This window comes from Chryseobacterium viscerum (assembly GCF_002899945.2).
Lineage (GTDB): Bacteria > Bacteroidota > Bacteroidia > Flavobacteriales > Weeksellaceae > Chryseobacterium > Chryseobacterium viscerum.
The window spans coordinates 318482-341642 of sequence record NZ_PPEG02000005.1 but is presented as its reverse complement, the minus strand read 5'-3'; the positions used below and the strand labels follow the sequence as shown (position 1 = coordinate 341642).

Annotated in this window: 23 protein-coding genes; 10 read left to right on the top strand and 13 right to left on the bottom strand. The window is 35.4% G+C overall.

Features of this window, described 5'->3' with window-relative positions:
* The first annotated feature begins 127 nt into the window (after window positions 1–127).
* The 7 genes from C1634_RS13495 (at window position 128) to ampC (ending at window position 7243) form a co-directional block, all read left to right on the top strand.
* Complete coding sequence (locus C1634_RS13495) at window positions 128–841, top strand: alpha/beta hydrolase-fold protein (RefSeq protein ID WP_103234826.1); 714 nt, start codon at window positions 128–130, stop codon at window positions 839–841.
* A gap of 57 nt (window positions 842–898) precedes the next feature.
* On the top strand, window positions 899–1852 hold the full coding sequence (locus C1634_RS13490) for an ATP-grasp domain-containing protein (RefSeq protein ID WP_103234825.1): 954 nt from the start codon (window positions 899–901) through the stop codon (window positions 1850–1852).
* 28 nt (window positions 1853–1880) lie between these two features.
* Complete coding sequence (locus tag C1634_RS13485) at window positions 1881–2999, top strand: carboxylate-amine ligase (RefSeq protein WP_103234824.1); 1119 nt, start codon at window positions 1881–1883, stop codon at window positions 2997–2999.
* Window positions 3000–3032: 33 nt separating this feature from the next.
* Window positions 3033–3866, top strand: coding sequence for a type 1 glutamine amidotransferase (locus tag C1634_RS13480; RefSeq protein WP_109738584.1), 834 nt, complete (start codon window positions 3033–3035; stop codon window positions 3864–3866).
* A gap of 248 nt (window positions 3867–4114) precedes the next feature.
* A complete protein-coding gene (locus C1634_RS13475) occupies window positions 4115–5293 on the top strand; it encodes a hypothetical protein (protein WP_109738667.1) in 1179 nt (392 codons plus the stop codon).
* A complete protein-coding gene (locus tag C1634_RS13470) occupies window positions 5286–5780 on the top strand; it encodes a hypothetical protein (RefSeq protein WP_228410073.1) in 495 nt (164 codons plus the stop codon). The genes C1634_RS13475 and C1634_RS13470 overlap by 8 nt, the downstream gene beginning before the upstream one ends.
* Window positions 5781–6073: 293 nt before the next feature.
* Complete coding sequence (ampC, locus tag C1634_RS13465) at window positions 6074–7243, top strand: class C beta-lactamase (protein WP_109738582.1); 1170 nt, start codon at window positions 6074–6076, stop codon at window positions 7241–7243.
* 49 nt (window positions 7244–7292) lie between these two features.
* Here ampC and C1634_RS13460 read toward each other — a convergent pair whose 3' ends face one another.
* Together C1634_RS13460 and cphA are read right to left on the bottom strand one after the other, a co-directional pair.
* The gene (locus C1634_RS13460; protein WP_103234843.1) at window positions 7293–8711 is read right to left on the bottom strand and encodes a tetratricopeptide repeat protein; all 1419 of its coding nucleotides are present in this window, start codon (window positions 8709–8711) and stop codon (window positions 7293–7295) included.
* Between the two features lie 190 nt (window positions 8712–8901).
* Window positions 8902–11532, bottom strand: coding sequence for a cyanophycin synthetase (gene cphA / locus C1634_RS13455; protein WP_109738581.1), 2631 nt, complete (start codon window positions 11530–11532; stop codon window positions 8902–8904).
* A gap of 201 nt (window positions 11533–11733) precedes the next feature.
* Between cphA and C1634_RS13450 the strand changes: the two genes are divergently transcribed.
* The 3 genes from C1634_RS13450 to C1634_RS13440 all read left to right on the top strand — a co-directional run bounded on the left by C1634_RS13450 (window position 11734) and on the right by C1634_RS13440 (window position 14009).
* Complete coding sequence (locus C1634_RS13450; RefSeq protein ID WP_103234845.1) at window positions 11734–12621, top strand: cyanophycinase; 888 nt, start codon at window positions 11734–11736, stop codon at window positions 12619–12621.
* Between the two features lie 209 nt (window positions 12622–12830).
* On the top strand, window positions 12831–13673 hold the full coding sequence (locus C1634_RS13445; RefSeq protein ID WP_103234846.1) for an isoaspartyl peptidase/L-asparaginase: 843 nt from the start codon (window positions 12831–12833) through the stop codon (window positions 13671–13673).
* A 99-nt stretch (window positions 13674–13772) separates the two neighbouring features.
* Complete coding sequence (locus C1634_RS13440; RefSeq protein WP_109738580.1) at window positions 13773–14009, top strand: YtxH domain-containing protein; 237 nt, start codon at window positions 13773–13775, stop codon at window positions 14007–14009.
* A gap of 165 nt (window positions 14010–14174) precedes the next feature.
* On the opposite strand, the gene C1634_RS13435 is transcribed toward C1634_RS13440, so the two are convergent.
* From C1634_RS13435 to C1634_RS13385, 11 genes are all read right to left on the bottom strand, one after another.
* Window positions 14175–14966 carry a class I SAM-dependent methyltransferase gene (locus C1634_RS13435; protein WP_109738579.1) on the bottom strand — a complete coding sequence of 264 codons (792 nt, stop codon included), beginning with the start codon at window positions 14964–14966 and terminating at the stop codon, window positions 14175–14177.
* Window positions 14967–14986: 20 nt separating this feature from the next.
* Window positions 14987–15724 carry a hypothetical protein gene (locus C1634_RS13430; RefSeq protein WP_123921449.1) on the bottom strand — a complete coding sequence of 246 codons (738 nt, stop codon included), beginning with the start codon at window positions 15722–15724 and terminating at the stop codon, window positions 14987–14989.
* On the bottom strand, window positions 15721–16257 hold the full coding sequence (locus tag C1634_RS13425) for a PH domain-containing protein (protein ID WP_103233513.1): 537 nt from the start codon (window positions 16255–16257) through the stop codon (window positions 15721–15723). Before C1634_RS13425 ends, C1634_RS13430 begins: the two co-directional genes overlap by 4 nt.
* 123 nt (window positions 16258–16380) lie before the next feature.
* A complete protein-coding gene (locus tag C1634_RS13420; protein WP_109738578.1) occupies window positions 16381–17463 on the bottom strand; it encodes a leucine-rich repeat domain-containing protein in 1083 nt (360 codons plus the stop codon).
* 20 nt (window positions 17464–17483) lie between these two features.
* Window positions 17484–18134 carry a GNAT family N-acetyltransferase gene (locus C1634_RS13415; protein WP_103233502.1) on the bottom strand — a complete coding sequence of 217 codons (651 nt, stop codon included), beginning with the start codon at window positions 18132–18134 and terminating at the stop codon, window positions 17484–17486.
* 17 nt (window positions 18135–18151) lie between these two features.
* Window positions 18152–18997, bottom strand: a complete 846-nt coding sequence (locus tag C1634_RS13410; RefSeq protein WP_109738577.1) for a PH domain-containing protein — start codon at window positions 18995–18997, stop codon at window positions 18152–18154.
* An 11-nt stretch (window positions 18998–19008) separates the two neighbouring features.
* Window positions 19009–19872, bottom strand: coding sequence for an SHOCT domain-containing protein (locus tag C1634_RS13405; protein WP_123921447.1), 864 nt, complete (start codon window positions 19870–19872; stop codon window positions 19009–19011).
* Window positions 19873–20065: 193 nt separating this feature from the next.
* Window positions 20066–21418, bottom strand: coding sequence for a histidine--tRNA ligase (gene hisS / locus C1634_RS13400; RefSeq protein WP_103233505.1), 1353 nt, complete (start codon window positions 21416–21418; stop codon window positions 20066–20068).
* Between the two features lie 121 nt (window positions 21419–21539).
* Window positions 21540–21899 (bottom strand): hypothetical protein, encoded by a 360-nt coding sequence (locus tag C1634_RS13395; RefSeq protein ID WP_103233506.1) that lies wholly within the window; start codon window positions 21897–21899, stop codon window positions 21540–21542.
* Window positions 21900–22076: 177 nt separating this feature from the next.
* Window positions 22077–22532 carry an HRDC domain-containing protein gene (locus tag C1634_RS13390; RefSeq protein ID WP_228410072.1) on the bottom strand — a complete coding sequence of 152 codons (456 nt, stop codon included), beginning with the start codon at window positions 22530–22532 and terminating at the stop codon, window positions 22077–22079.
* A gap of 14 nt (window positions 22533–22546) precedes the next feature.
* The gene (locus C1634_RS13385; protein ID WP_047374319.1) at window positions 22547–22879 is read right to left on the bottom strand and encodes a single-stranded DNA-binding protein; all 333 of its coding nucleotides are present in this window, start codon (window positions 22877–22879) and stop codon (window positions 22547–22549) included.
* Window positions 22880–23161: the final 282 nt, after the last annotated feature.

The following is a 23161-nucleotide window of genomic DNA, read 5'->3' as shown; positions in this document are numbered from 1 at the left end:
AATATATAATCCTGAAACATCCAAAACTAGGTGCCCTTGTACTGGATGTTTTAGAAAAAGATCAGCCTGGAGGAATAGAATTTATCAATTTAATATAAAACACAATAGTAAAACTAAATAAGGAAAAATGCCTCACATAGAACATACAGAATATTATTCAAATATATTGGGAACAAGTCTCCAGGTAGAGGTGACCGGGCATTACGGTCATCCTATCATCATGTTTCCTACTTCTCAGGGACAATATACCCAGAACCATGATTTTCATCTGAACGGAAGCATCAACTGGTTTATAGAACAAGGAAAAGTAAAACTTTACAATGTACAGACCATCGACAAATGGAGCTTTTATGATGACAATATATCTCCTCAGCAAAGAATAAGAAACTATGAACGATATGTACAATTCCTGATCAAAGAATTTGTACCCTACATTCAGAAACTTCATAAGACCCATCGTGTAGCGGTTGCCGGAGCCAGTTTCGGTGGATATCACGCTGCGAACTTTGCTTTTAGATTTCCTGATGTAGTTTCTCATCTTTTTTGCCTTTCAGGGGCATTCAGCATAAGAAACTTCATGGATGGCTATTCTGATGAGCTGGTATATTTCAACTGCCCAAGAGAGTTTATAAGAAATGATGAAGCATGGAAGTACAAACACATGCACATTGTATTAAGTACCTCTGATCAGGACATCTGTAAAGAAAAAAATGTTGAAATGGCTGAGATCTTAAGGATAAAAGGCATAGACTTCTGGTATGATGAAAGAAAATGGATCGGCCACGACTGGCCTTTGTGGAGAATGGTTTTCCCTACCTTCATAGGAGCCTTTTTCTCTTAAAAACAATAAAAAAGACAAATAGAAAAAAATATACACTCACCTTAAAAAACAAAAATTATGACAAAAAAAGTAGGAATTCTTTTCGGTATGGAAGACACATTTCCCTGGGCATTTATAGACAAAGTAAATGAATTGGGAGGCGGAGATATTATAGCTGAACCCGTTCATATTGATAAATTAGAACAGGGTGCAGATTATGGCTATGCAGTAATCATCGACAGAATTTCACAGGACGTTCCCTTTTACAGAGCTTATCTTAAAAATGCAGCACTCAACGGTACTTACGTTATCAACAATCCTTTCTGGTGGAGTGCTGATGAGAAATTTTTCAACAATGCACTGATGTCCAAACTGGGAATTCCACTTCCTAAGACGGTTTTGCTTCCTTCGCACGAAAGACCTGAGAATACTTCGGAAACTTCATTTAGAAACCTGAAATTTCCGCATGACTGGGAATATATTTTCAATTATGTAGGTTTTCCTGCTTATATGAAACCTCATGATGGCGGAGGCTGGAAAAGTGTTTACAGAGTTGAGAATCCTGATGATCTTTGGAACAAATTAGGAGAAACAGAGCAGTTGGTCATGATGGTACAGGAAGAAATTGTCTTTGATGATTATTACAGGGTTTACTGTCTGGGCAGGAAATATGTTCACATCATGCCTTACGAGCCTAGAAATGCGCCTCATTTACGATACGCTACCACCCATCAGACACAGGGTGAAGAGCTCAAAAAATTATTGAAGACTATTCATGATTATACGATTACCATGAATGAAGCTTTGGGATATGATTTCAATACGGTAGAATTTGCTGTAAGAGATGGCATTCCTTATGCGATCGATTTTTGTAATCCGGCTCCGGATGCAGACAAAAATTCTGTAGGAGAAGAAAATTTTGCGTGGATCATTGAACATGCTGCAAAACTAGCTATCGAAAAAGCCAAAGAATATTTTCCGGGGAAACCCAATATTACTTGGGGAACTTTCGTGAAAGATTCCATAAAATAATATTAAAAAAACAAAAAACACAAGAAGAATGCATCAGTTTACTATTGGAATTGAAGAAGAATATCAGATCATCGATGTAGAAAGCAGAGATCTGGTTTCTCATGTTTCAAAAATCATTGAAGGTGGCAAAGCGGTTTTAAGTGAAAATTTAAAGCACGAAATGCACGAATCTATGATTGAAATGGAAACCGGGATCTGCCAGAATATTCAGGAAGCCCGAGCAGAATTAACAAATTTAAGGCGACATCTCATCAATATCGCCCATGAACAGGGACTGCGTGTTTCCGGAGGAGGCACCCATCCATTTTCTCACTGGTCGGAAAACAATATCACTCAGGGAGAAAGATACATCAAAATCGTAGATGATATGGGAGATGTAGCCCGTGAAAATCTTATTTTCGGACTGCATGTTCACATCGGAATTCCGAACCGTGAAGAAGGCGTGAGAATTCAGAATGTAATGCGTTATTTCCTTCCTCACGTGTATGCCCTTTCTACGAATTCACCATTCTGGATCGGAAGATACACCGGCTTTAAATCTTACAGACAGGAAATTTTCGTGAAATTCCCGAGAACCGGTATTCCAAGTTATTTTAACTCTCTGGGGGAATTCGACAGCTATGTTGACCTTCTTATAAAAACAGGAACCATAGACAATGCTAAGAAAATCTGGTGGGATTTACGTGTACACCCTTTCTACCCTACGATTGAATTCAGAATCTGCGATATGCCGTTAAGGATTGATGAAACCGTATGCCTTGCAGCAATCATGCAGTGTTTAGTTGCTAAAATCTATAAACTTCACCAGCAAAACCTTAGCTTCAGAAGCTACAGAAGGCTGTTGCTGAACGAAAATAAATGGCGTGCTTCCAAAAGTGGTATCGAAGCTCATCTGATCGATTTCGGAAAAGAAGAATCTGTACCTTATCCTCATTTGTTAAAAGAACTTTTAGAGTTTATTGATGATGTGGTAGACGAGTTAGGATGCCGTCATGAAGTTGAATATGCCTGGAAAATCCTGGAAAACGGAACGGGTGCAGACAGACAGCTCCAAATCTTTAAGGAGACTGGTGATCTAAAGAAAGTCGTTGATTATATGATATCTGAAACAGAGTATGGCATAACACATGGTGAAAATGCTTCATAATATTTTTGGTAACTTTACAAAAAATATGATGTAATGAAAGATATTCGAATTGCTCTGCTGGACATGAACAACAATCATGTGAATCAAGGCTTTAGAAACATTAAAGAAATTTCTGAAGCATTTCAGCAGAACTCTGAAGAAAATATTGTCATCAAGACATTTGATGTGAGATTTAAAGATGAAATGCCGGAAATTGGAGACTTTGATATTTTTATTTCTTCAGGCGGACCGGGAGATCCACACCGTGAAGGGTTGCCTTGGGAAGACCGATTTGCTCATTTTTTAGATGCTGTTTTTGAACACAATAAACACAGTGAAGATAAAAAATACCTTTTCCTTATCTGCCATTCATTTCAGCTGGCAAGTATTCACTGGCAACTGGGTAATATCTGCAAAAGAAAATCTTATTCTTTTGGAGTAATGCCTGTTCATAAGTCGGAGGAAGGGAAGCAAGAATTTTTATTCAAAAATCTTAAAGATCCTTTTTATGCTGTAGACTCCAGAGCCTACCAGTTTATTGAGCCGGATCATGACCGTTTAGAAGAACTGGGAATGACCGTGATGGCGATTGAAAAATTCCGTCCTCATATCAATCTGGAAAGAGCGGTAATGGCAGTTCGTTTCTCTAATGAAATTTTTGGCACACAGTTTCACCCCGAAGCTAATCCTGAATCTTTGATTGAAAATCTTAAAGATGAAAAAAACAGAGAAGCGATGATTGAAAATTTCGGAATGGAAAAATATCTTGAGACCATGGACAGAATAGATGATGAAGATAAAATTATCCTGACCAGAAATCAAATCCTTCCGAGATTCCTTCAGTTTGCAAAAAAAAACATTTTGAAAGAAGCTGAATCTTTGGTTTAAAAGGTTAAATCAACATCAACCACAAAAGTCACAAAAGAGAAGTGAATACTTAAGTATAATAAGCAATCATAAAGAATGCTGAGAACAACACTTAAGCTTTTTTGAAAATTTTTGATTTTCAAATTAAATAAGCCTATTTATAAAAAGTGTATTTAAAACTTTTATATTCTAAAAAACTTTTGTGCCTTTTGTGATAAAAATCAAATCGGGTAGAAATGCTCGATTTTTTAACATCACAAAGAAAAAATATGATCCCAAAATACAGAAAACAATTTAACCAGGAGTTTTCACAAGAAAAGTACAGTCAATTAAAAAATATACTGGCAGAAAAAGGAAGCATAGAACCTACTTTCAGAGTTTCAGAAAGCCCTATTTTTTTGACTAAAAAATTTGAAAGTCAACTTATTGAAGCCAGTGAAAGCATTATCAGCCAGATTAAAGCGCTTCCTGCAGAAACACTTCAGAAAGCCATTCCTGACAATTGCAGAGTTCCCAATGATACCAATCAGCCTCATTTTTTTACCATAGATTTTGGAATCTGCAAAAATGAAAACGGCGAAATAGAACCTCAGCTGATAGAGCTTCAGGCATTTCCTTCTCTATATGCTTTCCAGAAAGTATATGAAGAAACATATTGTGAAGTCTATCCTTTTATTTCAGAAATCAAAAATCCTATGCCTCATGAAACCTTCAAAAATTATTTGAAGGAACTCATTGTTGGGGAAGAAAATCCTGAAAATGTCATCTTGCTTGAAATCTTCCCGGAAAGACAGAAAACAGCCATTGATTTTGCTCTGACCGAGAAATTATTAGGAATCAAAACAGTATGTCTGACAAAAGTAAAAAAAGAAGGCAAGAAACTGTACTATGAAAATAATGGAAAACTAACGGAAATTAAGAGAATTTACAACCGTGTCATATTTGATGAACTGGACAACATTCCTGATCTCGTTACAGAATTTGATTTCCGTGAAGAAGTTGATGTAAAATGGGTCACTCATCCCAACTGGTTCTTTAAAATCTCAAAGTTCCTTTTGCCATTGCTACAGCATCAGTTTGTTCCAAAGAGTTACTTTTTGCATGAGTTTCCCAACAACGAAAATCTTGAAGATTTTGTCTTGAAACCACTATTCTCCTTCGCAGGAAGCGGTGTTGATTTAAATCCTACAAAGGAAATTACCGATTCTATTCAGGATAAGGAAAATTATATTTTACAGAGAAAAGTACATTACGCACCTATTTTTGAAGATATCAATGGAGAGTTTTCAAAAGCAGAAATCCGTTTATTGTACATTTGGCGGGAAAATGATGAACGTCCTATCCTATTGGAAAATTTGGGAAGAATGACCAAAGCTGCAATGGTAAATGTAGATTTCAATAAAAAAGATGCCATCTGGATCGGAAGCTCAAATGCATTTTTTGGATAAAATAACTTTAAAAACTAATATACACATGGAAGAAAGGTCTACACCTTTTGAAGAATTTGACACCCCAAACAATTTTACAAGAAGAAGAAATTTATTGCCTGTATGGATTAAAATTTTCTTGTGGATCTTTTTAATTGGAGGAGCACTAGCTGTTATTTTGTTGATGGCTGGCCCTTTTTTATCCCATACTGACTTATCATTATATGGAATAAATGCCAATCATTCTTATTCAATGACGGGCCTTTTGATCTGTAGCTTGTTTATCTACAAAGGTATTGTTGCCTATGGACTTTGGTTTGAGCAAAAATGGGCGGTACAGGCAGCAATAGTTGATGCGATCATAGGCATTGCTATTTGCTTAATCATGATGGCGATCATCCCATTTACTGTTCCTAATATTAATTTCACCCTTAGATTAGAGCTTATTCCGCTGTATTTTTATCTTGTAAAAATGCAGAAAATAAAGACAATTTGGGAAAACTCATAAAATAAAACCTCCGATATTTCGGAGGTTTTATTGTTATAGCTCTTTATTATCTTTAAGGAATCTCCCTATCTATTTTATTAAAATCCCACCGAAAAATCTATTCATACTGATTTGTTCACATTTCAAAAGCTCTACCAGACAAAACGCATTCTTTTGATTTTAAACAACTTAAATCATTGTAGTACAATTGTAGTACAGCAACATCACCAAATTTCTTTTACTTTCGCTTAAAGTTTTCGAAAATTTCTCATTGTAAATAATAGTAAAAAATTCAATAATAAAATCTTAAAATTATGCGAAGTTTAAAAAACATATCTGCTGCGGTATTATGCTTATCTTTTTTGTCAAGCTGTAACAATCCCAAGAAAGAGAATGGATCAGATCTTAATAATTATGTAGATGCTTTGGTAAAACCTGTGATGGAGAAAAATAAAATTCCGGGGTTAAGTATCGCCATAACGATAGATGGAAAACATACTTTTTTCAATTACGGATTGGCTTCAAAAGCAGACCAGATAGAAGTTACCAATAAAACGTTATTTGAACTGGGTTCTGTAAGCAAAACTTTCACAGCTACCTTAGCCAGTTTATCACAAATTAATGGAACGCTTAACTTATCTGACCCGGTGAGCAAATACATGCCTGAACTGAAAAATACAGCATTTGACCAAATAAAGCTTTATAATCTGGGAACACATACTGCAGGAGGATTTACACTGCAACTGCCTGAGGAGATCACTAACAATGAACAACTCATTCATTATTATCAAACATGGAAGCCTGATTATCCTGCAGGTACTCAAAGGATGTACACCAATCCAAGCATTGGCCTGCTAGGGGTTATTGCAGGGAAAACGATGAACCAACCTTTCACAAAAGCAATGACTGAAAATGTCTTTGCTAAAATTGGGTTAAATAATACATTTTATGAAGTACCCGCTGAAAATATGAGCCAATATGCATTCGGTTATAGTAAAAATGATGAACCGATCCGCGTAAACCCAGGAGTTTTGGCAGACGAAGCTTATGGCGTGAAATCATGTACACAGGATATGATTACGTTTGTGGATGCCAACATGGGAATGGGGAACATTGACCGTAAATTATCTGCCGCAATAATGAATACTCATACCGGCTACTTTAACACCTCAGAAATGACACAGGATCTTATCTGGGAGCAATATAATTATCCGGTAACACTGGAACAGCTTCAAAAAGGAAATTCAGCGGATATGGCCTTTAAGCCCAACCCCGTGAAGGAAATTCTTCCTCATCAGAAACCGACAACAGGTGTATTGATTAATAAAACAGGGGCTACAAACGGTTTTGGAGCTTATGTAATGTATGTTCCTTCGAAAAAAATTGGTGTCGTAATTCTTGCCAATAAAAACTATCCCAATTCTGAAAGGATTACTATTGCTTATAAACTCTTATCTTATTTAGAAAAGTCTGAAAAATTATAATCAATCACAATGAAATGTCTCAGAAATACCTGAGACATTTTTATTTAAATTATAATCCTAAAACCCAGGTTCCTAAGTCCATATCAGCGGGTAATTCGAGTTTCTTTTTAAGTCTGTATTTCTTGGTTTCCACCGCTCTTACTGTTACATTTCCGCATTGGCCAATTTCTTTATTGGTCAGATTAAGCCTTACATAAGCGATAAATTTTATATCATGATTGGTAAGCTCAGGATAGTTTGAAGTCAGTTTTTTATGAAATTCCGGATACACTTCTTTAAACTTGCTTATGAAAAAAGGGTTATTGGACGTAGCCATTTTAGACAATTCATTAATGGAAGTATCTACTTTCTTTTTCAGTTGATCCGTTTCAATTATTTTTTCGCCGATGAGTTTCTTCTGTTCTTCAAGCAGCTGATCCCTTTTTTTATTCCGTTTCCGAATCATAAATATTGCGGCAATAGATACAATAGCAATACCAGCAATAGCAACAATAATGATGTAGAGATTATTTCTCTCTTTCTCCTGTTCAATGGCAAGATTATTAACGACCGAAGCAACGGCTTTTCTTTCTCCGGATTGGATGCTGTCATTGAGTTGGGTATATTTCACCAGATATTCATTTGCTTTTGGAATATCATGTAAAGCCAGATAAGTTTGATAGATCTTTTTATAAGTATCTATAATATCTGCACCACGATTTATTTTCAGATAAATGGGTAAAGATTCCTGATAATACTCGAGTGCCTTTGGATAATCTTTTTTCAGTGTGTACAGATTTCCACGTCTTGTTGCAATAGCTCCGTAAGCATGGAGTGAGCTGCTATTTTCTACGGCTAGTACAGAAGCCTTATTCAGGTAATATTCCACAGAATCAAGATGTTGTTTTCTGGATAAAAACTGTTCTGCAATTCTTACATAAATCTTAGGTTCGTTAGGAAAATCTTTTAATCCTTTTTCCCGCATGGCGTTAATGGAATCCGGGAGCTTTAAATCCTCAAAATTGGACCACTTCCAGATATAAACAAAAAATAAAGAATTTCTGTTCTCTTTTGTATCAGGGGCATGTTTAAGATATTCTATAGATTTATTCAGCTGAATATTAGCTTGGTTATAAAGGCCTAAAAAAGCATAGTTCCTTGCAATTTCATTACACAATCTGGCATTCAGTCCATTATTATTAACCAATTTAAGCTGTTCTTTCGCTTCCTCCAGATAATGCAGACTTTTCTGGTGCTCATCAAATGTAGAAAGGGCATTGGCAATATTAATATTAGCTAAAGCCTCTCCCTCGGGGTTATCATGTTTTTTATAATACTGAAGTGCGGCTATATTGTATTGAAAGACCTTCTTATACTCTCCTTTATTCTTATAGATACTCGTAATACTATCCAGCTTTTCCGGAGTATAGTTTTGAGAATAAGACTGTATAGAAATATAAAGAAAGAAAATAAATAGTGCCTTTTTCATAAAAACCGATCGTATGGCAAGTTAATAATTTTTATTTTTTCACTTTAAAAAAAATTAAATGTGTTTACAATTGATATTCAACTATTAGAAAACTATCTTCCAATCATCTACCATGTTCCAGGAGCAAAAAAAATTGCAATACGTTTTATTGGTTCCGTATTGCAATTTTAATAAGTTTATAAAGATTTATTTACACGTTTTTATCGTCTTCCAATAATTCTCTTGCCTGATATTCCTGTACCAGATCAATTGCATTAGAGATGACATCACTCAGCGCTGTAATAAACGTTCCTTCTTCTGCCATTCCCATAGCATGTTTTAATGCCTCTATTTCTTTTGGGATAATCTCATAGCTTACATCTTTTCCTGCAGACTGCATTCCTTCAATAATCAATCCATTGATTTCCTCTTCGGTTCTTCCACGAAGATGTTTTTCGTTTCGGATGATGATATGATCAAACATTCTTCCTGCTATCTTTCCGCATTCTCTGATATCGCTGTCTCTTCTGTCTCCAACACCGGAAATAATACCGATTTTCTTCGTAGACTCTACATTTTTAAGATAATCTTCAATGGCTTCGTATCCTGAAGGATTATGAGCAAAGTCGATCAGAACTTTAAAGTTTTTGAATTTAAAAACATTCAGTCTTCCCGGAGTAAGCTGAGCACTTGGGATAAAGGTTCTCAGAGAATTGGAAATATCTTCGATTCCAAAACCATAAAGGTAGCTCGCCAAGCTGGCCGCCAGGACATTTTCAATCATGAATTTTGCCTTCCCTTCCATTGTAATCGGGAAATCTTTGGCTTTTCCTATTCTGATCTTCCAGTCTCCTTTTTTAATGGTGACAAAACCTTCTTCATATACACATGTGATTTTTCCTTCTTTTGCAAATTTTATGATATGAGGATTATTTTCATCCATACTGAAGATCGCAACATTAGAATCAAGATCATTGATGATCCTCATAGAATATTCGCTGTCTGCATTCAGCACACTCCAGCCGCTTTTCTTTACGCTATCCAGCACGACCCTTTTTACTTTGGTAAGATCTTTTAAATTGTGAATATCATTCATTCCCAAATGATCTTCTTCAATGTTGGTAAGAACTCCGATATCACATTGTGAAAAACCAAGTCCGGAACGTAAAATACCTCCTCTGGCAGTTTCCAGAACCGCAAATTCTACCGTAGGGTCTTTTAAAATAAATTCTGCAGAAATAGGCCCTGTAGTATCCCCTTTTGTCAGCATCGTATTTTGGATATAGATCCCATCTGAAGTCGTGAATCCTACTCTATAGCCGTTGCTTTTTACAATATGTGAAATAAGCCTTGTAGTAGTAGTTTTACCATTAGTTCCTGTCACCGCAATGATTGGAATGGTAAAGGGTTTTCCTTGCGGGTAAAGCATATCCACTACCGGAGCCGCTACATTTCTTGGTAATCCTTCGCTTGGAGCCAGGTGCATTCTGAATCCCGGTGCTGCGTTCACTTCTATGATCGCTCCACCACTCTCTTTCAGGGGTTGTGTAAGATTCTCTGCCATCACATCAATACCACAGACATCCAGACCGATAATTTTGGAGACCCTTTCAGCCATGGTGATATTTTCCGGGTGTACCATATCTGTTACATCAATGGATGTTCCCCCCGTTGAAAGATTGGCTGTTGATTTCAGATAAACCACTTCTCCTCTCTGAGGAATCGTTTCCAGTGTGTAGTGCAGCTTCTCAAGCAGCTCCAATGTATCTTTATCTACCTCAATTTCGGTAAGGACATTTTCATGACCATACCCTCTTCTTGGGTCTTTATTTTCTTTTTCAATAAGCTGATGAAGATTAAGCTCACCATCTCCTACAACATGGGCAGGAACTCTTCTTGCCGCTGCCACCATTTTATTATTGATGACCAGTATACGGAAATCATAGCCTGTGATGTATTTCTCAACTATTACTTTTCTGGAATATTTCTGAGCATGTTCCAGACCTATTTTAGCAGCTTCCCAATCATTCACATTAATGGATGACCCTTTCCCGTGATTTCCATCCAAAGGTTTCAAAACAATGGGATATTCTATTTTCCGGATTACAGCATTCAAACCTTCTTCATCAACTATCAAATCTCCAATCGGAACCGGAATCGCTGCATCATGAAGCATTCTTTTGGTCAGTTCTTTATTACATGCGATATCCACAGCAATAGAACTTGTCTTTCCGGTAATAGTAGCTTGAAATCTCTGTTGATTTACCCCATACCCTAATTGTACCAGGGAATTTGTTCCTAGCCTGATCCATGGGATTTTTCTGGAAGCAGCTTCCTCCACAATACTTCCTGTAGATGGTCCCAGGCGGACACGTTCTCTGATCTCTTTTAATCGGTGAATGCATGCATGCATATCATACTCTTTCCCTTCTATAATAGCTCCTGCAATTTTCACGGATTCTTCCGCGGCATAAATCCCGGCATTTTCTTCAATATAATTGAATACCACATTATACACTCCCGGAGTTTTTGTTTCACGGGTTCTTCCAAACCCCACATCCATTCCTGCAAGGGTTTGTATTTCCAAAGCAATATGCTCAATGACATGCCCCATCCAGGTTCCTGTTTCCACTCTATGGAAAAAGCCTCCCTCTACTCCTTCCGAGCATCGATGGGTAATCAATGAAGGAATTAATTTTTCAATCCTTTCGCGGAAACCTTCTATTTTATTGGTAGGATAATCCTCCATTTCTTCTAAGTCCAACCTCATCTGTATCAGCTTCTTTCTTCTGATGCTCCAGATGTTAGGACCACGTAGTGCCTGAATCTTTTCGATTTTCATAGTCTATTGGCATTTTAACAGTTAACAATAACTCCTTTCATAGCCAAAGATAATGTAAAAGCCTAAATGAAACCATAGGTAAATTAAAGATTTATTAAAAAAATATTAATTTCTATTAATATTTCTAAATCATTAAAAATCAACTAAAGATGGCACAAAATTCGCGAAAGAATGTTAATTATTTTTTAATTTTGTACCATGATGAAACCTGTTGGAAAATTAATAGTTATTGGAGGAGCTGTAAACAAAGGAAGTTTTGCTGAAACCGATTATGATCAGAATATAGAAAAGAATCTTAATTTTTTTGAGCGTGGGATCTTACGAAAGATCATCAACGAATCAAAAAATAAAGAAGATTCTGTCATTGAAATCGTTACCACCGCTTCTCAAATTCCTCAGATCGTAGGCTCTGAATATAAAAAAGCATTTGAATTTCTCGGTGCTAAAAATGTAAATGTCCTTGACATCCACAACCGTGAAGAGGCCAATTCTGATGCGATGGTGGCAAGAGCCAATGCTGCAGATGTAATGATGTTCACCGGAGGAGATCAGCTGAGACTGACTTCTATTCTGGGAGGGACGAGATTTCATGATACCATTTTATTAAAATATCAGGAACAGGATTTTATTTATTCAGGAACTTCGGCAGGTGCTGCGGCAGCTTCTGAAAATATGATCTACCAGGGAAGCAGCTCTGAAGCCCTTTTAAAAGGAGAAATCAAAACAACCCAGGGATTGGGTCTTATAGATAATGTAATTATTGATACGCATTTTGTACAGCGAGGCAGAATCGGGCGTCTTTTTCAGGCAGTAGTTAACAATCCTAGAACATTGGGAATCGGGCTTGGAGAAGATACAGGACTTTTCATTCACAATGATGTAATGACAGCTGTAGGTTCAGGTCTTGTTATCTTGGTAGACGGAAGATTTATCAAGGATACCAATCTTACCAATATCAACCTTGGAGAGCCAATCTCTATTGATAATTTAACGGTACATGTGATGTCGATGAACGATCATTATGATCTTACCACAAAGACATTAACTATTGAGAACTCTCAGTTTAATCCAATACCACAGGATAAATAGTATGGGGTGCGGGGTTTTGAGATGCGAGATCTTGAGATTCGGGGTGCCGGGTTTTGAAAATACTATAAAACTCGAAATCACGGAACTCGGAACTCTCATTAATGCTGGATAGTAATAAAATCCTTATCTTTTCTTTGTATTAATAACCGGGATTCGTATTATTGACTATCATAAATACGGAACTCCGGAATACGAAACTTATATCTACTATGAAAATCATTATCCACGGCGGTTTTTTCTCTGAAAGTGACCAAAGCCATGAAGTAAAAACTGCAAAGCAGGAATCTTTAAAAGAAATAGCACAAAAAGCTTTTGATTATCTTGAAACTCATTCCGCTTTCGATACGGTGGCTTATGCTGTTTCACTGTTGGAAGACAATCCATTGTACAATGCCGGAATAGGCTCTCAGATTCAAAGTGACGGCGTTATCCGCATGAGTGCTGCGATTATGAATGGAGACACTCAGAAGCTAAGCGGAGTGATCAATATTCAGGATGTAAAGAATCCTATTTTTGTTGCTAAAGATCTGATCAGTGAAGATGATAGAGTTTTAGGTGGACAAGGCGCGAAGAATTATGCTAATGAACATGGTTTTGAAAATTTCTCCACGGAAATCCCTCAAAGAAGAAAAGAGTATGAAGCTAAGCTTAAAAACGGCGGAAAAGGTACTGTTGGCTGCGTAGCAATAGATCATGACGGAAAACTTGCCGTTGCTACTTCTACAGGAGGAAAAGGTTTTGAAATTCCCGGAAGGATTTCAGATTCTGCCACCGTGGCAGGAAATTATGCCAACGCATTCTGTGCTGTAAGCTGTACTGGTGTAGGAGAAGATATTGTCAGCAACGCTACAGCTACAAAAATCGTAACAAGAGTCACAGATGGAATGAGCCTTGAACAGGCTTTCAGCAAGACCTTTGAGGAGCTTAAAACCATTGACGGATTTGCAGGTGCCATCGCTATTGATAAGGATGGAAATATATACCATCAGGATTCCTATCCTACTATGGTCTTTGCTAGTTTTGACGGCAAAAATTTCAAAGTCTTCTCTTAAATTTAACATTTTTTTATAATTGTATTTATTTTTTTGGCACGTATTTTACATTAATAGTAATAACAAATTTTAATATTAATACATAAAAAAATAGAAATCATGGGAAACAAAACAAAAGGATTATTAGCTCTACTAGGTTTAGGTGCATTAGCTTATTGGAAATATAAGAACTCAAGCCCTGAAGATCAACAAGCTGTTAAGGATAAACTTAATACAGCAAAAGATAATCTTAACAAATGGGGAAATGATCTTAAAAGCAAAGCCAATGATGTTGCTTCCCAAGTTCAGGATAAAGTGGACGAAGTAAAAACAAAGGCTGAAGATTCTATCAGCTAACCAACAAAGAGCAGTTTTTTTTAACATTCATATATAGAAAAAGTCATCGTAATAGCACTACGATGACTTTTTAGTTTAATTAAACCACTACAGTTAGGAACCCATCTTAATTTTCTTAAAGACTTATCAAAACTTAATGGTTAAAAAACACCTTATTTTAAATTTTTATTTTTTCTGTGCTACTAATGCATACACAAGAGGTATTTTATTTCCGAACTGTGGAATTCTCCATTTTCCCTTTTCAACTTCCTCTACATGTCTGAAACATGGATAGGGCGACCAGTCGAACTCCTGGACAGCATTCAGTTGCAAATCTTTTTTAATCAGGTTGTCAAGAACTTCTGATAAAGAGTGATTCCACATTACATATTCCTGTACAATAGCTGCAGACTGATCTGCGTAAGTTCCTTCATAAGTTTCTACAATCGGTTTTTCATTAAAATAGTTGTAGGTAACTTTTGTAAAGTCATCATCAAACATCCAAACGACAGGATGAAATTCTGCCATGATAAACTGTCCTCCGGGTTTTAGGAAGTGATTGATAACGCCTGCCCATTTTTCAAGATCTGGAAGCCAGCCTATTGTACCATAGCTTGTATACACGATATCAAATTTCTGATCCAGAACATTCGGCAGTTCATATACATCCGAACAGATAAATTCTGTATCAGTTCCACACTTTTGTGCAAGGTCTCTGGCTGTATCAACCGCTTTGTCAGAAAGATCAATCCCGGTAACTTTTGCACCCATTCTTGACAGTGAAATAGAATCCTGCCCGAAATGGCACTGCAAATGCAGAATAGTCTTTCCTTTTACATCTCCCAGAAGTTCCAGTTCTATTGAATTCAGTGAGGTTCTTCCCTTTAAAAATTCATCTACAAAGTAGAAATCCGACTTCAAATGCGGTTCTACTTTAGCATTCCACGATTTTTTGTTTATTTCTAAGTAATTTTCCATGGTTTAAGTTTAAAATAGTTTTAGTTTCCCTGAATAATATAATTTTTTTCTATTAATTTTCTTTCAGGCTGATTAGAATCCTCCGGCTGAAACCATACTTCAACCCTGCTTCCATAATAATCGCCCCAATCTCCTTCTTTCACTGTAAAATCCTTCTCATCACTCGAAAACTCTTTCAGCTCATCATTGGGATTAAAGACATTTCTCATGGATTGTTTTTTTATTTCTTTTTCAGAAAGAATCCTGTTCGTATTGAAATCATACACTTTTAAATACACCTTCCCTTTTTCTATTTTATTCAGGAAAACATCGTATTTATAAGATCCCGGCTGTAAGTAATCATAAATAAGTACATCGGGCTGCGTAACCTCAACAAGTTCTTTCTCGTCTGAAAACAGTTTTAAAGGCATTGAAAACTTTGCATTCTTTGGATTCTTGATATCATTGTTGTAAGCTTTATAAGGGCTTTTGGGCGGACAAAAAGCAAATAGGCCACCAATGACAAAGAACATCATAAAGCTAAGAAGACATTGCCAGAGACCATTTTTAAATTCATCTTTTTTGAACATTCTCGAAATCCCCAAGACAAAGCTTATAAAAGCGATTAAAAATGGTACAGCAGAGAAAAAATTCCATGTAAAACTACTGATTGGCAAAATGAGAATAAGCAGCCAACAGATAATTCCAACAAACAAGGCGATGAAAGAGGTAAAATACCATCTCCAGTTTAATGCTCTAAAAACTACTTCTTTTATCATAACTTCTCCATTAATTTTTTCTTCTGATCATTGAATTCTTCTTCACTCAAAACTCCGCTTTCTTTTAATCTTCCCAATTGTTCCAGCTGGTCCAAAACACTGGGTTCAGATTTTTGCTGAGTGTATTCTTCAGGACGGGACATGAAATGTCTTACCTTTTCACAAAAAAGTTCTGCATGATACTTTCCTACTCCATCAATTTCCACGATGTCATCTGTAACCTGAATATCTATAGAAGCCAGCAATAATGAAGTTTCATACTGTATTGAACTGATTTTACTGTAAGAAAAGTCTTCTACCTTCAATCCATACATGAATTCTTTATCCACAAAGATCACTCTTCTGTCTGTGGCTACTAAAATGATATGATGATTGTTTATTTTATTTCTGCCCTCAACGAGATAGACAATTTTTTCCTCTTTTGAGATGATATCAGGCAATTCACGGATCTCTTTTCTGGCAAATATGGTAGGACTGATATCCAGCTTTTCAAGTTCTTCTCTTATTTCGTCAAGTCTTGATTTTTCACTCATAGTTTTAGTTTATGGGTCTAAATTACTATTTCTTTTTAAAATCCATCTACAAAGTAGAAATCTGACCTCAAATGTGGTGATATTTTTGGATTCCAGGATTTTTTATTTATTCTTGAAAAATATTTACTGATAAGGCTTTTTCTCCACAACTGAAGTACGAGGCAGTATCTTCTTTATTTTTATAATATTTTCCGGAGAGATATTATTTCCCCAGATCGTTAGGACTTCCAAGTTTTTCAGTTTATCTATTCCTGGTGGAATGTCCTCTAACTGATTATCTTCAAGTTGTAAAGTCACCAAGCTCTCTAATTTATAAATCTCCGACAATGATTGCTGTGAAAGTTTACAATTGGCCAGATTTAAATACCTTATTTTTTTTAATTTCTGTATTCCTGGAGAAATTAAGGTAATATTATTCCTACTCAAGTCTATATTTTCCAAATTAGGTATTTCATATAATTCTTTAGGAAAAATTTTAAAACTGTTAGTTGTTAATAAAATAGATTCCAAGTTTTTAAGCTTTGAGACAGAAGAAGGAAGATTTTCCAATAAATTATTTGATACATCAAGCTCCTTTAAATTTTCAAGATTACCTATTTCAACAGGTAATTTTTTTAACCTATTGGATGGAAGATTTAACTTCTCAAGTTTATTGAGTTTACCTATTGAAGCTGGTAAAACCAATTCTTTAAACACTTGGTTATCATTAGTAATTGCCCCTCCAAAAAAAAGTCTTTTAGATATTGTTAAATGCTTTAAGTTAATCAAATTTCCAAGGTCACTAGGAAAACTGTCCAATTTATAGCTTTGAAAATCTAAAAATTCTAAATTTATTATTTTTAGAATTTCGGGTTGAATCTCTGTAAACTTATTAGAATTAATAGATAGATACTTTAAGTTTCTAAGGTTTCCAAATTCTTTAGGTAATTTGGCTACATCTCCTCCTTTTAATGAAAATCCCTCTAATGCTTTCAGGTTTCCTATTTTCCCAGGGATTATTGTAAAATTAGGCCCACAATTTATATCAAGTCCTTTAACATTCCATGCAAAAATTTTATCCGGAATTTCATTGATATCATATAGCTTTATATTATCTGAAGGTTTCAACTCTTCTACCTGTTGAGCGGGTGGCGCGGGTGGTGGTATCATCTGAGCATTGCTATTGAGAAATGCTATGGTAAAAAGAAGTATATATTTTTTTTTCATAAATCAAATTTTTAAATATTTTATTTTTCTTCCCAAGGAATTACAATTGAGGAATGCAAAGCGTATATTTCCCAGCCTAAATTTTCATATAATAGCTTTCCTTCTTCTGTAGCGACCAAAAGATTATTAGAAAACCCTTTTGATAAAGCTATTTTCTCCAGTTCTTTCAATAAAAAAGATGCCAGTCCTTTCCTTTGATGATTTATTTCGGTAACAATCCTATCATAAACAGCAACATCATCTATCAAAGAAACACGGCCTATAGAAGCCTGCTCATCATTCTCAGCTACAATTCTGACCACAAAAGTGGTATTGTACTCAGAAAATTCTAAGTGATATCCTTCTGCAAGACTGATTTCGGGGAATGTCATCGGCTGAAAGCAAGTCATCATATATCCCTGGGGCTGTAATTGCCATCTTTCAGGAATTTTTCCCATCAATTCATCAGGGGAAGTAGATACTTTCAGATAAACCCAAGGCGTATCAATTGAATGGGCAAGTTGGAAAAAATCGTCATTAAGTTCAGGAAAAACAAAACGTTCTTTTTGTTTTTCATCTCCTACAATCACTTTGAATCCGGATTTATATTGAACAGGAAAAGATACTTCTCTTGATAAGCACCATCCCTTAAGCCAACTTTCTACTATTTCTGCCGATACTTTATCCTTCATGATTTGATATTAGAAATTTATTTTAATTGCTCCAATAATTTCTTTTTCTGTTCAGCAAATTCGGCATCCGTTAAGATTCCGTTTTCTCTCAGTTTTCCTAATTTTTCAAGCTGGTTGAAAATCTCTTCTGATGAAGCGCCTTTATTTACAGTATTATTAATTTGTTTTGAAGATGATTCCTGAGGAGCATTATAAATTGATTTTATCTTATCGTAGAAGTTTTCTGCATCATCTTTATCCATAAAACATTCAAACTCTACGATTCTTTCATCAAGATGTAATTTAATGATGGGAGATCTCGGATCCGTTACAAAACTTACACTTTTGATGGCTTCATTAGAATAATCATTGATCGTTGCTGCTCCAAACATTGCTTTTGAAACAGAGATCATTCTTTTGGAAGTCGCCACCAGTATTCCTGCAGCCAGTGTATTGACAAACTGGGCATCTGTAATTGCTGTTATTTGTTCATCTTCTGAAATCAGAAAGGGAAGTTCTTTGATTTCTCCTTTGGTAAATATAGAAAGGTTGGCATTCAGCTTTTCAAGTTCATATTTTATTTTCTGCTGTCTCCTTTTGTAAATCTCTTTTGAAATTTGACGAGATCCTGAATCTATAGCTGCAGGCAGATTTTGTTCTGGAGTTGCCAATGTCTGAACGGGCTCTGCTATTTCAGCATTTAGCATTTTATGAATATCATCAATGCTGAATTTATTAAGATTGTACAGCAATTCTTCATTGATATTGCTTGTTTTGTTCAAACACTTATTGCATAAAACATTGCCGTCTGAAAGCTTATTAGCTCCCAAGAGCGTATCCATAGATGTTAATTCTGCTTTACACAATGCACAATTATTACTCATTTCTTCTTCTTTTATAATTTATCCAAAAGTTTTTTCTTTTGTTCTGCGAACTCTGAATCTGTCAAGATTCCACTTTCTCTGAGCTTACCTAATTTTTCCAGTTGTTCAAGGATAGTTCCCGAATCTTCCTTATTCGTACTATATACGTTTTCCTGCACCAAATCCGGAATTGTTTGAGAAAATGCATGTAATGGGCTTGGATCCGGTCTGAACTCGTTTTCGGAATAGTTCATGCTTTTACTTTTGACATTTGAAAATGCTCTTCCGTCATTTTTATTATGCAGTTTAAACTGTGTAGAACCTCCATAGGTATTGATTTTCAGTATTGAATACAAAAGGTTCTCAATATGATCAATAGAAGAAATATCCTGAATTTGAAATTCATTCTTAACAACTCCTCCCAGAAATTTTTTATCAATAAAGGCAACTCTTTTCTGGGTTGAAAATATAATTCCTTCTCTATTGCTTTGAAGGTCTATGCCTTCCGCAATGGCCAACAGTCTTTCATCTCTGTCCAAAACAGTAGGCAATTCTTTAACCTCTTCATTCGCCAGAACGCTTAGTCTTGCGTTAAGAGCTACAATCTGATCTTTGATTTCATCCAGTCTGGTAGGGGCATCATATTCATAATGACTGCCAGCCGTATATTGAGATGTTCCCTGGCTCTGCCCTGAATCAATTTTGCTTTTCAAAATCATTCCTGTAATTTCTGCAAAATAAAACTGATCCAGATTATTGATGAGGTCTCTGTTGATATTAACTGCTTTCGTAAAGCATCCGGCACATAGATAACCGCCGTCTGCAAGTTTATTTTTCCCTACGAGCATATCTGTTGCTGTAAGTGGTGTTCCACACAATGCGCAAATAGTGTTCATTTGGTTTTTATGTTTAAAAGTTTTTTTAGTGAATACAGAGCTTATTTTTAACTCTGTTTTAATAATATCGATCCAAATTACAAATTCTAAACCGATTTTAAAGATCAAAAATATTTAAATCTTAGCATCCATCAAATAAATCAACCACAAAATTACTTCTGTGGTTGATTTATTTTTTAATATGTGTAACGTATTATTGCCCTAAGAATTCTTCTAAAGAAACCGTTTTCTTTTCTCCAGCTTCAAGATCTTTAAAAGTAACGGTGTTATTTTTAAGTTCTTCTTCACCCAGGAAAACCACTTTCTTTATTCCTTTCTTTTCTGCGTAGGTAAATTGCTTATTGATTTTGGCATTTTCAGGATATAATTCAGCTGAGATTCCTTTTGCTCTTAGCTGCATGATCAATTTCAAAGCTTCTGTCGTTTCCTCACCTCCAGAATTAGCAAACAGATATTCTATTTTAGAAGATGCTTCTTCAGGGAAAAGATTCAATTCTTCCATGACCAGATAAATTCTGTCTAATCCGAATGAAATTCCTATTCCCGGAATGTTTTTCACTCCAAAAACCTCTGTAAGATTATCATATCTACCTCCACCACCGATGGATCCCATAGCAACTTCATCTGCCTTCACTTCAAAGATAGCTCCTGTATAATAATCCAGTCCTCTTGCCAAGGTAATATTGAATACAAGGTTTTGCATATCCACACCAAGGTTCAGAGACTGTGTAAGAACATATTCAAGTTCTTCTACTCCTTTCAGACCGATTTCATTTCCTGCAAACTTTTCTTTCAGCTGAAGAAGGTTTTCCAATGCATCGTTAGACTGACTGAATAGGAAATCCAGTTTATCAATAGATTCCTGAGCAATTTCTCTTGCAAGTAGTTCTTTTACAACTCCTTCTTTTCCGATCTTATCCAGTTTATCTAATGCTACCGTGAAGCTAATTAGTTTATCTGTGATTCCTGCATATTCTGCCAATCCGGAAAGAATCTTTCTGTTGTTCATATGAATGGTTACCGGAACTTTCAAATCTGCAAAAGATTTCAGATACAACTGAACCAGCTCTACTTCCTGCAATAAACTCTCACTTCCTACAACATCTGCATCACACTGATAAAACTCTCTGTATCTTCCCTTCTGCGGTTTATCAGCTCTCCATACAGGCTGAATCTGAGAACGTTTGAATGGAAATGTCAACTTTCCATGATTCATAGCCACAAATCTTGCAAAGGGTACTGTAAGATCATATCGAAGAGCTTTCTCTGAAATTTGAGAAGTAAGCTTCTGATGGTTTTTATTATCCCAGTCTTCCTGATTGACTTCAGAAGTATAATCTCCCGAATTTAAAATCTTAAAGATCAAACGGTCACCTTCTTCTCCGTATTTTCCCGTCAATGTAGAAAGATTTTCAAAGCTTGGTGTTTCCAATGGCTGAAATCCGAATAATTCAAAATTATTCTGTAAAATATTGATAATATATTTTCTTCTGGAAACTTCCTGTGCTGTAAAATCTCTCGTCCCTTTTGCTAAACTTGGCTTCATTTGTTGTATGTCATTTTGATAGATGCAAAAGTAAGGAATTGAAAGGAATTTCACACAGCATTATGAAGCTGAAGAAATAATCTTTACTTCTTTTGATAATATAGGCTGTTTGATTGTATGACTATTGAAGGATAGATCCGCAATCTTTTCCAAGGGTTTTCATTTTCTCATTTATTCCCATCTTTTCAGCCTGCTTCACAAGTTCTTTTGGAGGTGCTTGTCCAGATTTTACGTTATTAAGCTTATAGAATATTTTAAGCTCTTCCAACGTTAACTTTTCACCCAATTCTTTTGTAAGACAATCCGCGAATTTTTCAGACTTTTCTTTAGAAGTACCGTCTTCGATCATTCCTTTAGCAATTTTGCTGCGCAATCCCTTTAACATAGAAGCTTTGGTCTCTGTGTTTTTTGATTGGGCCATTGCTACTTGAGTGACGCCACTTAAAATAAGTATGCAAAATGCAAAAAATAGTTTTTTCATGGTTATTTTTGTTTAGAAGCTAAAAATAACGTTATTTTTTGATAATAGGATTTATTACAATATATTATATTTAGTAGGAATTTATAAAATATTCTAAATGAAATTTACACAACAGCAAAAGCTGCAGAATTTATTTGCTACAGCTTTTGTTGTAAGATGATTATTTATTCTGAAAAATCAAATGCTTTCAAGAATCTCAAGAATTTCTTCACCATAATTTTCAATCTTATGTTTTCCGAATCCTTTAATCTCAAGCAATTCTTCTCTTTTAGCAGGTTTGTACTTCGCTACAGACACCAGTTCTTTATTACTCGCAATGAAATAAGTCGGAAGATTCTGTTCGCGGGCTTTTTCTGATCTCCAAAGCTTCAGGGCATCCAGGATTTTTTCTTCATCAGCATTCAAAAAGTCGTTTTCTGCAGAATATTTAACTGGTTTTGGTTCTTTTACCGTATTTTTTATCAGTTTTACATCTTCAAAATACAATATTACCGACCAATACCGTTCTTCGCTTACAAAAGCTGTTTCCACTTTTATAATCTCATGGGCTTCCAGAAAACTATCCAGCATTCCCTGATCTTTGTAGAGAAATTCTTCAGGAAGCCTGATTTTAAAAATTTTTACTTTCATCATTTGTATTTTTAGAATTATTTCCCTCCTAATAATAGGATCTCATCTACACGAATTTCTGTGATATACCGCTTCACCCCATCTTTATCATCATATGATCTGTAGGTAAGCTTTCCTTCTATGGCAATTTCTTTTCCTTTGGAAACATATTTTTCAAAAATTTCTGCTGTTTTCCCGAATGCGATAAGATTGTGCCATTGTGTTTCTTCTACTTTTTCTCCTTTAGCATTCGTGTAGTGATCACTGGTTGCTAAGGATACACTTGCTTTTACATTTCCATTGTCGAAGTTTACCATTTCAACTTCTTTACCTGTGTAACCAATTAATGTTACTTTGTTTCTTAGTGACATAACTTTTAGATTTTAAATATTAGTAATTCAGATAAGAGACGTTCACTGTTTTTCTCAAATCTCTGTTGCAAAGATTGCGACGTTATCAAATCACAGTCGGTTATAAACTATTTAAATCCGTTTGTAGTCGTTTGAAAACGGAAAATAAAATAAAAAGAATTCTATATAAAACAGGATGTATAAGATTATAGAGATTAATTATTATTTTAAAATGAAAAAATTTAACGATGAAAACCCGTCTCCTAAAATATTTTTCTCATTTAAAAAACATTTAGAAATAGA